The 13,793-nt window shown below is 67.2% G+C and carries 13 protein-coding genes; 7 read left to right on the top strand and 6 right to left on the bottom strand.

Annotated elements, in window-relative coordinates:
* Positions 1–23 precede the first annotated feature (23 nt).
* From A5750_RS07545 to A5750_RS07535, 3 genes are all read right to left on the bottom strand, one after another.
* Entirely contained in the window at positions 24–884 is an 861-nt protein-coding gene (locus tag A5750_RS07545) for an alpha/beta fold hydrolase (protein ID WP_082959064.1), read from the bottom strand.
* Positions 885–911: 27 nt separating this feature from the next.
* On the bottom strand, positions 912–2,303 hold the full coding sequence (locus tag A5750_RS07540; RefSeq protein WP_066953710.1) for a wax ester/triacylglycerol synthase family O-acyltransferase: 1,392 nt from the start codon (positions 2,301–2,303) through the stop codon (positions 912–914).
* A gap of 199 nt (positions 2,304–2,502) precedes the next feature.
* Positions 2,503–2,952 carry a nuclear transport factor 2 family protein gene (locus A5750_RS07535; protein WP_066953713.1) on the bottom strand — a complete coding sequence of 150 codons (450 nt, stop codon included), beginning with the start codon at positions 2,950–2,952 and terminating at the stop codon, positions 2,503–2,505.
* 76 nt (positions 2,953–3,028) lie between these two features.
* On the opposite strand from A5750_RS07535, the gene A5750_RS07530 reads away from it, so the two are divergent.
* Positions 3,029–3,871, top strand: coding sequence for a transglutaminase family protein (locus A5750_RS07530; RefSeq protein ID WP_066953716.1), 843 nt, complete (start codon positions 3,029–3,031; stop codon positions 3,869–3,871).
* Between the two features lie 13 nt (positions 3,872–3,884).
* On the opposite strand, the gene A5750_RS07525 is transcribed toward A5750_RS07530, so the two are convergent.
* Positions 3,885–4,067 (bottom strand): hypothetical protein, encoded by a 183-nt coding sequence (locus tag A5750_RS07525; RefSeq protein WP_066953717.1) that lies wholly within the window; start codon positions 4,065–4,067, stop codon positions 3,885–3,887.
* A gap of 184 nt (positions 4,068–4,251) precedes the next feature.
* Between A5750_RS07525 and A5750_RS07520 the strand changes: the two genes are divergently transcribed.
* From A5750_RS07520 to A5750_RS07505, 4 genes are all read left to right on the top strand, one after another.
* On the top strand, positions 4,252–4,677 hold the full coding sequence (locus A5750_RS07520; RefSeq protein ID WP_066953720.1) for a PPOX class F420-dependent oxidoreductase: 426 nt from the start codon (positions 4,252–4,254) through the stop codon (positions 4,675–4,677).
* 48 nt (positions 4,678–4,725) lie between these two features.
* Positions 4,726–6,960, top strand: a complete 2,235-nt coding sequence (locus A5750_RS07515; RefSeq protein ID WP_082959062.1) for a molybdopterin-dependent oxidoreductase — start codon at positions 4,726–4,728, stop codon at positions 6,958–6,960.
* A 125-nt stretch (positions 6,961–7,085) separates the two neighbouring features.
* The gene (locus tag A5750_RS07510) at positions 7,086–8,192 is read left to right on the top strand and encodes a type III polyketide synthase (protein ID WP_082959061.1); all 1,107 of its coding nucleotides are present in this window, start codon (positions 7,086–7,088) and stop codon (positions 8,190–8,192) included.
* Positions 8,186–8,707 carry an isoprenylcysteine carboxyl methyltransferase family protein gene (locus tag A5750_RS07505; RefSeq protein WP_231989153.1) on the top strand — a complete coding sequence of 174 codons (522 nt, stop codon included), beginning with the start codon at positions 8,186–8,188 and terminating at the stop codon, positions 8,705–8,707. Before A5750_RS07510 ends, A5750_RS07505 begins: the two co-directional genes overlap by 7 nt.
* Positions 8,708–8,722: 15 nt before the next feature.
* Here the strand turns inward: A5750_RS07505 and A5750_RS07500 are convergent, their stop codons facing one another.
* Complete coding sequence (locus A5750_RS07500) at positions 8,723–9,568, bottom strand: SDR family NAD(P)-dependent oxidoreductase (RefSeq protein ID WP_066953724.1); 846 nt, start codon at positions 9,566–9,568, stop codon at positions 8,723–8,725.
* A gap of 195 nt (positions 9,569–9,763) precedes the next feature.
* Here A5750_RS07500 and A5750_RS07495 point away from each other — a divergent pair, with 195 nt between their 5' ends.
* Positions 9,764–10,801, top strand: coding sequence for an alpha/beta hydrolase (locus A5750_RS07495; protein ID WP_066953727.1), 1,038 nt, complete (start codon positions 9,764–9,766; stop codon positions 10,799–10,801).
* 58 nt (positions 10,802–10,859) lie between these two features.
* Here the strand turns inward: A5750_RS07495 and A5750_RS25765 are convergent, their stop codons facing one another.
* A complete protein-coding gene (locus A5750_RS25765; RefSeq protein WP_156659552.1) occupies positions 10,860–11,012 on the bottom strand; it encodes a hypothetical protein in 153 nt (50 codons plus the stop codon).
* Between the two features lie 123 nt (positions 11,013–11,135).
* On the opposite strand from A5750_RS25765, the gene A5750_RS07490 reads away from it, so the two are divergent.
* Positions 11,136–13,793: an FHA domain-containing protein gene (locus A5750_RS07490; RefSeq protein WP_197505380.1), complete on the top strand. Its 2,658-nt coding sequence runs from the start codon at positions 11,136–11,138 to the stop codon at positions 13,791–13,793.

Raw genomic sequence — 13,793 nt, 5'->3', positions numbered from 1 at the left:
CTGCGCCGCGCTCGCGATCGCCGCTAGCGGGACAGGAACGCCAGCACCGTGCTCTCGAACGCCTCGCGGGCTTCGATCATCGCCCAGTGGCCGGAGTTGGGGAAGATGTGCAGCTCCGCGTTGGGGATGGTGCGCATCGGGATGAGCGCCATGTCCGGCGGGCTCACCCGATCGTCGCGTCCCCAGGTCAGCAGGGTGGGCGCGGTCAACTTGTGCATGACGGCCCACGGCAGCGGGCGGTCGGAGGCGGCCATCGCGGCGTTCATGGCACCGAAGGCCGCTTTCCCGTACATGCGGCGCGCGGCGGCCAGCGTGTCCGGGTCGGTGGCCAGCTCCCAGCGTTCCTCGATCAGTTCCTCGGTGATCAGCGCTTCGTTGTAGACCATCGACTTGAGCCAGTCGACCAGCCGCTGCCGGGTGGGGTCCTCGACGAACTCCTGCAGCAGCCGGATGCCCTCGCTGGGGCTCGGGCTGAAAATGTTGGTCCCGATGCCGCCGATGGTGACCAACCGGTGGACGCGGTCCGGGTTTCCGGTGGCGAAGTTGATGCCGACGCCGCCGCCCATCGAGTTTCCGACGATGTGCACCCGCTCGACGCCGAGCGCGTCCAGGAAGGGCGCCACGGTGCCGAACGCGGTCACCATCGGGTGACCGCCGAAGTCGTCGCTGACGCCGAACCCGGGGAACTCCAGGATCAGGCAACGGAACCGCTCGGCGAACGCGGGCAGTATGCCGCGGAAGTTCCGCCAGCCGGTGACACCCGGTCCCGAGCCGTGCAGGAACAGCAACACCGGAGCTGATTCCGGGCCGCAGTCGTAGTAGCGCAAAGCTCCCTTGGGAGTGCTGATTTCGCTCAGGTCCTGCTGCGTAACGGTGTCTGTCACGGGTGCCACCTTGCCATGCCGTGGCGGTCAGCTCCGCTGGTGGCTCGATTCGCTGCAATTCAGCAGCTCTTTGAGCGCCGCGGGAAACGCGTCGGCGAGGTCCCAGAGATCGGCAACCAGGTCGGGGCAGGAGATGAGGCCGACGCCGAGTCGGCCATTGAGCGACATGACGGTGATGTTGAGTCCGGCACCGGCGATGATCGGGCCGAGCGGATAAATCGCATCGACCCGGCAGCCCATGAAGTACAGCTGTTCCTGCGGCCCGGGCACGTTGGACAGCACCAGGTTGTGCGGCGGCTTCTCGGGCAGCGGGATACGGGGCAGCAGCTTCATCGCGGCGCCGAACATGGTCTGACCGGTCACCTGCGTCCAGTCCTGCAGCAGGCTGGAACCCATTGCGGCGGCGTGGTCCTTGGCCGCGGCGTTGCCCTGCGCGATGCCGCTCAGTCGTTCCGCCGGGTCGTCGATGTGGGTTTCGAGGCGGCAGAGCATCCAGGTGGTCTGGTTGCGGCCCGGCCGGTCGGATTTGCCCCGCACCGAGACCGGCACGCTGGCCACCATCGGGCTGTCCGAAAGTTCGTTGCGGTCCAAGAAGAACTGTCGCAGGGCGCCCGCGCACAGCGCCGTCACCACATCGTTGATGGTGACTCCGAACCTGTTCTTGACCTTCTTGACGTCCTCGAGGTCAAGCGACGTGAACGCGACGTTGCGGCGCCGGGTGAAGGGGCCGTTGAACGCCGTCGGCGGCGCAGCGAACGGGGCGGCCATCGTGGGTCTGCCGCCGCGGGCGCGCAACAGCGTCTGCGCGAGCGTCAGCGCGGTTGCCGGCACCACCTTGGCCAGGCGCCACGGCCGCAACGCGGCGCCGATGAGTCCGGACGCGGCGATCTGTAGGGGATTCGCCCCACCGGAGCGGGCGGCGGGCTCCGGGGCTGGGGCGTCCTGCGCGGTGCTGCACAACTGGGCCAGCAGGTTGGCCCCGCCGATCCCGTCGACCACCGCGTGGTGGGCCTTGAGGACGACCGACAGCGCGCGGCCGTGCAGGCCCTCGATCACCCACATTTCCCACAGCGGGCGATCGCGGTCCAGCGCCAGCCCGGCGATGTGCCCGCAGATCTCCGCTAACTCCCGGGATCCCCCGGGCGCCGGCAGGGCAACCCGGTGGAGATGCCGCGCGAGGTCGAAAAGTTCGTCGTCCACCCAGACCGGGTGGTCGAAGTTCAGCTGGGTGTCGGCCAGCTTGAGGCGGAATTCCGGCACCGCGTCCACTTGCGCCGACAGCGCCCCGCGAAATTGCTCGAAGGTGTAGCCCTCGGGCAACTCAGCGGGGTCCAACTCCAGCACGCAGCAAACATTCAACGGCTGCGTTGGGGATTCCAGGTACAGAAAGAACGCGTCTAATCCACTCAGTCGTTGCATTTTTGCTCGTCTCGATTGTGTGGCCATGACCGCTGGTCACGTGACCTGCGGTCAGCCCCGGGCCCCACCGGGGAACGCAATCACGGTTGACTGCAATCTCAAGGTCTGATCCCTATCTGTAGCCGTTGAACGGTCTGCGGCAAACATTTGAGCGAGAGATTCAACGAAATTGCCACCGACGTTCATCTCGGCGCAGGACTCAGTCACCGCGCGACCGCCTTGCCATCGTCGACCCGCGCGCCGCCCAGTCGGTCGACACCTTGCGATGCTTGATCAGCCAGGCGTCACCGTCGGGCACCAGGGTGTCGCGATAACGGCCGAAATGGTCGAGGCCGATGTCGGTGAGCACGGTGAAGTAAGACGAGACCTGCGCCTGATCGGCATCCAGTGCGGTGAACACCACGTTGGTGACGTTGTGCCGGACGACGGGCTTCACGCGGGCGCCGGCGGCGACGGTCCCGGTGATGCCGCCGAGGAAGGTGACGATCGCGGATCGACCGCGCAGCGGCTCGAAGCCTCGTATCTCGAGGACACCGTCTGGGCAGAACGTCTCCGCGAGACCCTCGAGGCGGCCCGCGTCACCGGACCAGTTGTATCTCGCCAACGTCTCGCGGATTCGTTCACGGGCGACCAGTTCCCAAGTCTCCACCGTCGTGACTCCTCGCCAGGAGCGCTCTCGCGCTGCGTATCGCCGGGTCTTTGTGTTGGATGACTAGCGTAGGCAGGTGGCGAGCAAGCAGGGGGCAGTCATTACAACAGGCGATCTCAAACGTGTCGTCGGCACCGACATCGAAGTCGAGGTGACGGCGCCGACGACCCTGGAATTCCAGGTCACCGTTGCCCAGCAGCCGGGTGTCGACGTCAGCGAATCGCTGGCGATCACCTTGGACGGTAAGCCAATTGAGCCGCGTGAGATCGTCGGTGAGCACGGCACCCGGATCCATTCCATCGAGGCGGAAGCCGGGATCGTCACGCTTTCGTACTCGGCAACGGTGGCCGGACAAGCTGAGCCCCCGCCCGTGCGCGACATCGACTTGATCACTTATCTGCGCCCGAGCCGGTACGCGGAGGCCGACAAATTCTTCGGCTTCGCCGCCACGGAGTTCCAGCAGTATGCGACCTCGGAGAGGCTGCTCGAGAGGGTCTCGTCGTGGGTGGGCACGCGGCTGAATTACGTTCCCGGCTCCAGTGATCCGATCGACGGCGCCACCGACACGTTGCTGGCGGGCGCCGGTGTGTGCCGCGACTACGCCCACCTGGTGATCGCATTGCTGCGCGCTTTGAACGTCCCCGCCCGGCTGGTGGCGGTCTACGCGCCGGGATGCCAGCCGATGGATTTCCACGCGGTGGCCGAGGCATTCGTCGACGGCGTCTGGCGTGTGGTCGACGCGACGTGCCTGTCGCCGCGGCAGTCGATGGTGCGGATCGCCACCGGTCGTGATGCCGCCGACACGGCGTTCCTGGACAACCACAAAGGCTCCGTCACGCTGAACAACGCGACGGTCACCGCGGTGGTGGACGGGGAGCTACCCAAGGATTCGGTCGATCAACTGGTGAGCCTGTGGTAGCGGCTCTGCGAAGTCACCGCACGATGTGAGGCCGGAAGCCTCGTGGGGCGGCCGGCGTCACGCCGTTCAGATCGAAGACGGCGATCAGGGCGCGCAGCAGGGCGGGGGACCAGTCCTCGAACGGTTGCGCGTCCAGTCGGCTGAGGACTTCATCTCGCAGATAATCGATGCCCGACGGGTGCCGTGGTTCGCTCAACGCGCCAGCTCCCTTCCCGAAGATCTACTGCGTCGAAGCTAGGGCCGGGGCGTCGCGCTTGTACAGCCGACTGGTCGAACTCAAATGTGTTTCAAAAGCCGCCCTGCCCACCATCAACCCGCCATCCGTCCATGCTTATTCCGGACACGGGAATGAATCCCGGCCCCCGGCAGTCACATCAGGCATGAAGCTGAACGACGCCGCCCGCGACCTGATCGGCAAGGGCGCCGATGCCACCCTGGTCACCCTCAACCCCGACGGCAGCCCCCAGGTCAGCCTGGTCTGGGTCGCTCTGCAGTCGACGCCCGACGGAGACGAACTCGTCACCGCGCACCTCGCCGCCCACAAGAAGGTTCGCAATGTCCGTAACGACCCGCGGGTGGCCGTCACCGTCGTGTCGCTCGACGAGCCGAGCACGGGGATGCGGCCGTACCTCTCCATCACCGGCACGGCGCGAATCGTCGAGGGCGGCGCTCCCGAGCTTCTCGAGGAGCTCAACCCGATCCTCGGGGACCCGAACACGAAATTCCCGCCGGACGGCGCGCCGGCCGGATTCCTGACCCGGATTCGCATCGAAAAGGCCGGCGGCATCGGCCCCTGGGCGTCCTGACCCGGATTGCCACTTCCGCGACGGTGAGTAGCGGAATACAGTGAGTGGGTGACGACGGGCCAAGACGGCAGGCATCTGCGCACCTGCCCCCTGTGTGAAGCCATGTGCGGCTTGGAGATTCAGGTCGACGGCGGCAGGGTCACCAGCATCCGGGGAAACCGCGACGACGTGTGGAGCCGCGGACACATCTGCCCCAAGGGCGTCTCACTTGCGGCGCTCCACGACGACCCGGACCGCATCCGCCGGCCCATGATCAAGGTAGACGGCCAGTGGCAGGAGGTCAGCTGGGACGCGGCCTTCCGTCGCTGCACCGAATTGCTGACGCCGGTGATCGAGAAGTATGGAATCGGGGCGGTCACCGCCTACACCGGTAACCCGCTGGCGCACTCGTTTTCACTGGCCCGGTACGCGGGTGTGCTGATGGGCATGTCCGGCATGCCGATCACGTATTCACCGGGGACGGTCGACCAGTGGCCCAAAAACCTGTCGTCGCACCTGATGTACGGCCTTTGGTGGAACTTCCCGGTGCCCGACATCGAACGCACCGACCTGATGGTGATCATGGGCGCCAACCCCGCCGCGTCGCAGGGGTCCTTGCTGGCGGCGCCCGATGTGATGGGTCTGATCGACCGGATCCGCCAGCGCGGCAAGGTGATCGTGATCGACCCGGTGCGCACGCAGACCGCGGCGCGCGCCGACGAGTGGCTTCCCATCGTGCCCGGGACGGATGCCGCGCTGCTGCTGGCCGTGGCGCACACGCTGTTTGACGAGGGCCTGATCGATCCCGGACCACACGTCGACGGGGTTGACACGATGCGCCGGGTCGCCGCGGAGTGGCCGCCGGAACGGGTCAGCGCCGTCACCGGCATCGACGAGGACCGCATCCGGCTCTTGGCCCGCGAGCTCGCCGGCACCGAAAAGTCGGTGGTGTACGGCCGAATCGGTCTGTGCAATCAGGAGTTTGGCAGCCTCGCCAGCTGGCTGGTCGACGTCATCAACATCTTGACCGGCCATTTCGACGTTCCCGGGGGAGCGATGTTCCCCAAGCCGGCGGCCTGGTCGATCACCACGCAACCGCTGCCCGGCCTGGAAGGTGGCCTCCCGGAATTCGGCCGCTGGCGCACCCGCGTGCGCGGGGCGAAGGAAGTGCTCGGCCAGGCGCCGGTGTCCTGCATGGCCGAAGAGATCGCCACCCCGGGCGAGGGACAGCTCAAGGCCCTCATCACGGTCGCCGGCAACCCGGTGTTGTCCACTCCCGGCGGCGACAAGCTCGACGAAGTCCTGCCGATGCTGGAAGCGATGATCTCCGTTGATCTTTGGCTCAACGAGACGACGCGGCACGCCGATGTGATCCTGCCCGGCCTATCCCCGCTCGAACAACCCCACCACGATGACCTGATCCTGCTCTTTGCGATCCACAGCATCGCGAATTACTCGGCGCCGGTGTTCGATCCGGGGGACCGCCCGCACGAATGGGAGATCCTGATCCGGCTGACCGGCCTGTGCACCGGCACGCCGGCCGAAGATGTCGACGTCACGGCGATCGACGACGGCTTCTTCGATTACCTGGCCTTCACCCGCCGCGTCGACGGCGCTCAGATCCGCAAGCTCTACGATCAGGGCGGTCCCGAGCGCATGCTTGACCTCACGCTGCGAACCGGGCCCTTCGGGGATCAGTACGGGAAAAACCCGGGCGGGCTGACGCTGGACCTATTGAAGGCCAACCCGAACGGCATCGACTTCGGCCCGATGGCCCCGCAGCTGCCGGACATCCTCGGCACCCCCGACAAGAAGATCCGGCTCGCCCCGCAATACCTGCTCGACGACCTGCCCAGGCTGGCCGCCCGGATGGAACGACCGGCCGAGCCGCTCGTTCTGGTGAGCCGCCGACACCTGCGCTCGAACAACACCTGGCTGCACAACGTGCCGGCGCTGATGAAGGGAAAGGACCGGTGCACGTTGCTGATTCACCCCGACGACGCGGCCCGCTGCGGCATCGAGGACGGCGATGTCGTCACCGTGAAATCGGACGCCGGGGAAATCAAAGTGCCGGCCGAGGTCACCGACGCGATCAAAACCGGCGTTGTGTCGATGCCGCACGGCTGGGGGCATGGCAAGCCGGGCACCCGCATGGCGGTGGCCAACAGCTCGCCGGGCGCAAACACGAATGTGCTCTCCCTGCCGACGTTTATCGACGAGCCGTCCGGCAACGGCGCGCTCAACGGCATCCCGGTGACGATCATCGACGATCAAGCCCGATTCCGGTCCGCGCAAACAATCTGATCGCGTTGGCCCGCTGCCCCCGGCATACCCCCTCGCTTGGTTAACGCTTAGCGCAGGACTGTGGTTCATCTCACCAGGATGACCCTCCGATGAACCGTTGAGCGGAACCCGTCGTCGGCTTAGGCATGACTGCAACATCGCATCTCACATCCACATCGCGGGCCGTCCAGCGTGGCAGCGGCGCGCCGCACATCGTCGGCGCCGCGGTGGCCTTCACCTCGCACCGCTACAACCAGGACGAAGTCGCCCGCGAGCTAACCGAATTCACCGACCCGCGGTTTCTGCGCTTCGCGCAGACGACGGGGGTGGACCAGCGCAGCCTCGCGCTGCCGCTGTCGCGTTACCCGCGGTTGAGCGGCTTCACCGAAGCGAACGACGCCTATCTCGAGGTCGCCGTCGACCTCGGCGAGCGGGCGATACGGTCGGCGCTGGCCGACGCGGGCATAGAACCACACGAGGTGGACACCATCGTGATGGTATCCAGCACCGGGATCGCGGTGCCCACCATCGACGCACGGCTGATGGCCCGAATCGGATTGCGGCCCAATATCAAACGTGTCCCGTTGTTCGGTCTGGGCTGTGTCGCCGGCGCCGCCGGGATGGCGCGCGTGCACGACTACCTGCATGGCTACCCCGGGGATGTGGCCGTGCTCCTGTCGGTCGAGTTGTGTTCCCTCACGCTGCAGCGCGACGACACCTCGGTTCCCGCCCTCATCGGTGTGTCGCTGTTCGGTGACGGCGCCGCCGCGGTGGTAGCCACGGGCGCCGATCGAATCCCTCAGGGCCGCAGGGATCGTCGGGCGCCCCGAATCCTCGGGACCCGCAGCTGCGTCGTGCCCGAGACCGTCGACGTCATGGGCTGGAACGTCGGTTCCAGCGGTTTTCAACTCGTGATGTCGCGCGACGTGCCGAAGATGGCCGACGCCCATCTGCGCAAAGAGGTTGACGGATTCCTGGCCGACCACGGCCTGTCCCTGCCGGACGTCTCGACGTGGGTGTGTCACCCCGGCGGACCCAAAGTCCTCGACTCGATTGAGGACGCACTCGGACTACCGGCGGAGGCGTTGATCCACAGCCGGAACTCCATGCGCGACAACGGCAATATCTCTTCGGCATCCGTGCTCGACGTGCTGCGCCGAACGGTGGCGGAGCCGCCGGCCGAAGGGAGCTTCGGGGTCATGCTGGCGATGGGTCCGGGCTTCAGCTTCGAGCTGCTGCTGCTGCAGTGGTGAGGGGCGAGGCCGTGTACTACTACCTGTTGATTCTGGCGATCGGCGGCGAACGCCTGGTCGAGCTGGCGGTCGCGCAGCGAAACACCAAATGGTCATTCGCGCACGGGGGCAAGGAGTTCGGCCGCGACCATTACCCGGCGATGGTCAGCATGCATGCTCTGCTGCTGGTTTCGTGCGTCGTGGAAACCTGGGCGCTTCACCGGCCGTTCATTCCGTGGCTGGGCTGGCCCATGCTCGCGGTCGTGGTGCTCAGCACGATCGTGCGGTGGCGCTGCGTGAGCATCCTCGGCAGACGTTGGAACCCAAGGCTAATCGTGATCCCGGATGCTCCGCTGGTTAGCGACGGGCTGTATCGGTGGGTGCGCCACCCCAATTACACGGCGGTCGCGGCGGAGGTGGCGGCGTTGCCGCTGGTTCACTCGGCGTGGCTGACGGCGACCGTGTTCACCATCGCGAACGCGCTCGTGCTCAGGGTGCGCATCCGCGCGGAGAACGCCGCGTTGGGCCTGGCCTGAGGGCTGTCCGCGTGATCAGGGCGCGATGGGGCGATTCGTCCACTCGCGGTCGGGCCGGCGCGACGAGCGGAACCAACCGCCCGCCGCGCCGGTACCGCCGTCGGTCGGGATGGTGTGGCCGGTGACGAAGGCCGACAAGTCGGAAGCCAGAAACAGGATGACGTGGGCCTGATCCTCGGGCACGCCCATCCGGCCGAGCGGCACCCACTGCGGCCACTGGGTCTGCTCGTCGGCCGACAGCCACTGCGAGTAGGGCACCTGGAGGGATTCGGTGACGTCGGGGGCGATCGCGTTGACTCGCACCCCATGCACGCCCACCTGCACCGCAAGGCTGCGGGTGAACTGGATGACGGCGGCCTTGAATGCGGCATAGACCGGGTCCTCCGGGTAGCCGCGCAGGCCCTCGACGGAGGAGACGTTGACGATCGCGCCGGCCCGCCGGGCCACCATCTCCGGCAGGAACGCGTGGGTGACCAGGAAGACGTGGTGCAGGTTGATCCGGTACAGCTCGTCCCAGAACTGGGTGTCGGTGTCGACGAAATCTCCCGGATGGCGCAGCCAGTGGCCCACGTTGTTGACCAGAACGTCCACCCGGCCGTAGCGGTCCAACACCGATCGCGCCAGGTCGTCCACCGCATCCGCATCACGGACGTCGGTAACCACCGCCACGGCCGATCCACCCGAGGCCGCGATGTCATCGACGGTGCCCGCGGCAAGTCCGCCGTCGATATCGACGATGACCACGTGTGCGCCGTGCTGAGCGAAGACCCGGGCGGTGGCCGCGCCGATGCCGCCGCCACCGCCCGTCACCACCGCCACCCGGCCGCCGAGCAGCGGCTCAGCGCGCGTTTCGTCGCTCATCGCTCATATCTTGGCGTAGTGGGCGGATATCGGCCGGAAATCGGCCAAGGCCAAGGCGCGGCAAGCCGCGGAAAGTTCCCTTGTACCCATCCGCCCGCGCCGATAAACCGTGATGTAGCCAACATTCATGCGACCTTAACTCGCAGTTTTTCCCAGCCGTTGCGGGGTATTCCCTGCCCACTTAGGAGGGATTGCATGGTTAGCACCACCGATCCGCGTCGCGTATTGCCAAGTCTCGCAATGAAGCGGCGAATCCACCATCGCCACAGCCCGCAATCGGTCGCGGTCTCGTTGGCCAGCCGCCTGATTGTGAAGAACACCGTGCGCGCGTGGGCATTCAGCCCGAACCTGCACTGGCCATTCGAATACGTCGACGGGCTCGCGGGATTGGCGCCGCGCCTCGGCATTCCGGCGGATATCGAACCGGTGCAGCTGGAAAACTGTGCCGCCGAGTGGGTTTGCGCCCCCGGCGCGTCGACCGATCGGGCCATCCTCTATCTGCACGGCGGTGCCTTCCTGACCTGCGGGCTGAACACCCATCGCTCGGTGGTGACGCGTCTTTCGAAAGCCGCGGACGCCGCCGTGCTCACGGTCGGATACCGAAAGCTGCCCACGCATCAGATAACCGACGCGATCGACGATGGGCTGAGCGGCCTACGCTGGCTGCAGGATCGCGGCTTCGACGGCGACCAGGTAGTAGTGGCCGGCGATTCCGCCGGCGGATATCTCGCGTTCATGACCACGCTGCTGGCCATCAGCAGTGAGCTGATGAGGCCCGCGGGGATTGCGGCGATCTCACCGTTCACCGACGCCGACCCGGCACGAAAGCTGAAGCACCGCAACGCGCGCAAATGCTCGATGTTCACCCGTGGGGCTTTGTCGATGTTCGCCCAATACCTCAGCAGGGCACAGCTTTTGGAGGGGCGCGGCGACTCCACCGTCGCCTCACCCGTCGACGCCGATCTCTCGTCGTTGCCGCCGGTGACCATCCATGCCAGCTCCGACGAGTTGCTGCTTCCGGATGCCGAATTCATGGCAAAGCGCTTGGAAGCCAGCGGAATCCCGTGCGATCTGCACCTATGGGACGGACAGATCCACGACTTCCCGCTGGCGGCGGACATCCTGCCCGAGGGCCGACGGGCCATTCGCTACATCGGGGATTTCATCAAGGACGTCACCGCAGCGCGCGAGTCGTGGCGCTATAGTTTGCAAGCCACCGCAGCCGCGGGGTAGCAGAACTCCCGGAAGTGCCTGCAGCCCAAGCTGATTCGATAATGACGAGCCGGGTCACCTACTGGTCGACATCCTCGGATTCGTGGTCCATCAGACTGCTCCTGCCAGTCGGGCGGGGCGTCTCGAGTGACCCGGCACTCGCGGGGCCGGCGGCGGGCGGATCGTCGGCGGTGGCGCGCAGGGAGACGTCGGCGACGAACGCTCCTCCCATGCACGGCGGGTTCCCCACCCATACGGCAAACCCGGGGCCCAACGCGTCGCGTCCTAGCTGGTGGCGAGGTCCGGCCGAAATTCGGCGTCCCGATTCTTGCGGCTGCCGATACAGTTGGTCCTGATGAGCCGACCAGCCCCGCCCGTGTTGACCGTGCGGTACGAGGGATCCGAGCGCACGTTCGCCGCAGGCAATGATGTTGCGATCGGGCGTGACCTGCGGGCCGACGTACGCGTGGCGCATCCCCTGATCTCCCGCACCCACCTCATCGTCCGATTCGACCAGGGCCGATGGATCGCCGTCGACAACGGCAGCCTGAACGGGCTGTTCGTCAACCATCATCGCGTGCCCATGGTCGACATCCAGGACGGCACGCGCGTCAACATCGGCAATCCGGACGGCCCGGCGCTTACCTTCGAGGTCGGCCGCCACCAGGGCTCGGCCGGGCGCCCCCCGCTGACGACGTCGATACCGATCGTCAACCCGGCCAGCATGGCGAACCCTCAGGTGCCCCAGACCCAGCCGCCCGGCGCGCACTGGCCCGGCCAGCCCCAGCAGTCACCGTCGGCCGCTTTCCGGCAGCCCAGCGGACCGCAGCCCGTCCACCCGCCGAGCGGATCGATGCCGAGCTACCCGTCGGCCCCCCAGCCCCGATACCCGACCGGTGGCCATCCCGCGGCACCGCCCAGCGGACCACAACAGGCACCGCACATCTACCGCTCGTCGCCGGTGAATGTTCCCCCGACCCACGCCCAGCCCCCGACGGGGCTGGAGACCGGCCGCGTCGGCGCTGATGCGTCGAACCTCGCGACATCGATGCTGAAGATCCTGCGGCCCGGCAAAGCCGCGGCGGAGTCCGCGCCTGGCGCGATCAAAATCGGCCGGGCCAACGACAACGACATCGTCATTCCCGAAGTGCTGGCGTCCCGCCACCACGCCACCCTGATTCCGACGCCACACGGCACCGAGATCCACGACAACCGCAGCATCAACGGCACCTTCGTCAACGGCGCCCGGGTCGACTCGGCGGTGCTGCACGACGGCGACGTCGTCACGATCGGCAACATCGACCTCGTCTTCGCCGGCGGCACGTTGGCCCGCCGCGACGAGAGCGCGACCGCCACCCCCACGGGCGGCCTGGACGTGCGCGGGGTGACCTGGACGATCGAGAACAACAAGACGCTGCTGGACGACATCTCGCTGGGAGCGCAGCCCGGAACGCTGACGGCCGTCATCGGCCCCTCGGGTGCGGGCAAGTCGACGTTCGCCCGGTTGGTCGCGGGATACACGCACCCGACCAGGGGCACGGTCGCGTTCGAGGGCCACAACGTGCACGCCGAGTACGCCTCGCTGCGCAGCAGGATCGGCATGGTCCCCCAGGACGACGTGGTGCACGGACAGCTGACGGTGCAGCAGGCGTTGATGTACGCCGCCGAGCTGCGGCTGCCCCCGGACACCACGAAGGACGACCGGGCTCAGGTGGTGGCCCGGGTCCTCGAGGAACTCGAGATGACCCAGCACCTGCACACCCGGGTCGACAAGCTCTCCGGCGGCCAGCGCAAGCGCGCCTCGGTCGCCCTCGAGCTGCTGACCGGGCCGTCGCTGCTGATCCTGGACGAGCCGACCTCGGGGCTGGACCCGGCGCTGGACCGCCAGGTGATGACGATGCTGCGGCAGCTGGCGGACGCCGGACGTGTCGTGCTCGTGGTCACCCACTCGCTGACGTACCTGGACGTCTGCGATCAGGTCCTACTGCTGGCGCCCGGAGGCAAGACCGCATTCTGCGGGCCGCCTGGCCAGATCGGGCCGGCCATGGGCACGACCAACTGGGCCGACATCTTCAGCTCGGTCGCGGGCGACCCGGATGGGGCGAAGGCGCGGTACCTGGCGCGCACGGGCCCGCCGCCGCCACCACCCCCGGCGCAGCAGCCCGCCGACCTGGGCGACCCGTCGCACACGAGCCTGTTCCGGCAGTTCTCCACGATCGCCAGGCGGCAGGTCCGGTTGATCTTCTCCGACCGCGGCTACTTCGTCTTCCTGGCGGTGCTGCCGTTCATCATGGGTTCGCTGTCTATGTCCGTGCCCGGCGACGTCGGGTTCGGCATCCCCAATCCCATGGGCGCCGCACCCAACGAGCCCGGGCAGATCCTGGTGTTGCTCAACGTGGGCGCGGTGTTCATGGGGACCGCGCTGACCATCCGCGACCTGATCGGTGAACGCCCGATCTTCCTGCGCGAACAGGCGGTCGGCCTGTCGACCAGTGCCTACCTGATGGCGAAGGTCTGCGTCTACACGATTTTCGCGGTCATCCAATCGGCGATCGTGACCATCATCGTGCTGCTCGGCAAGGGCGGTCCGTCTCAGGGGGCGGTGGCGCTGGGCCGGCCGGGTCTCGAGCTGTTCGTCGACGTCGCGTTGACGTGCGTGGCCTCGGCGATGCTTGGGCTGGCGCTGTCGGCCATCGCCAAGTCGAACGAACAGATCATGCCGCTCCTGGTGGTGGCGGTCATGTCGCAGCTGGTGTTCTCCGGCGGCATGATCCCGGTAACCGGGCGGCTCGGACTGGACCAGATGTCCTGGGCGACGCCGGCGCGCTGGGGGTTCGCGGCGTCGGCCTCCACCGCCGACCTGACCAAATTGGTGCCCGGTCCGCTCAGCCCGAAGGATGCCCACTGGCATCACACGCCGGGCGCATGGTGGTTCGACATCGCCATGCTGGTGGTTATCAGCGTGTTCTACCTGAGCTTCGTCCGCTGGAAGATCCGGCTCAAGGGCGGCTGA

This window comes from Mycobacterium sp. 852002-51613_SCH5001154 (assembly GCF_001667425.1).
Lineage (GTDB): Bacteria > Actinomycetota > Actinomycetes > Mycobacteriales > Mycobacteriaceae > Mycobacterium.
This window is presented reverse-complemented; position numbering and strand designations above follow the sequence as displayed.

Excerpts from the sequence above, each read along its gene's own strand:
- A5750_RS07540 (WP_066953710.1), bottom strand. The coding sequence starts at position 2,303 with ATGCAACGACTGAGTGGATTAGACGCGTTCTTTCTGTACCTGGAATCC.
- A5750_RS07520 (WP_066953720.1), top strand. The coding sequence starts at position 4,252 with ATGAAGCTGAACGACGCCGCCCGCGACCTGATCGGCAAGGGCGCCGAT.
- A5750_RS07510 (WP_082959061.1), top strand. The coding sequence starts at position 7,086 with ATGACTGCAACATCGCATCTCACATCCACATCGCGGGCCGTCCAGCGT.
- A5750_RS07500 (WP_066953724.1), bottom strand. The coding sequence starts at position 9,568 with ATGAGCGACGAAACGCGCGCTGAGCCGCTGCTCGGCGGCCGGGTGGCG.
- A5750_RS07495 (WP_066953727.1), top strand. The coding sequence starts at position 9,764 with ATGGTTAGCACCACCGATCCGCGTCGCGTATTGCCAAGTCTCGCAATG.
- A5750_RS25765 (WP_156659552.1), bottom strand. The coding sequence starts at position 11,012 with ATGGGAGGAGCGTTCGTCGCCGACGTCTCCCTGCGCGCCACCGCCGAC.
- A5750_RS07490 (WP_197505380.1), top strand. The coding sequence starts at position 11,136 with ATGAGCCGACCAGCCCCGCCCGTGTTGACCGTGCGGTACGAGGGATCC.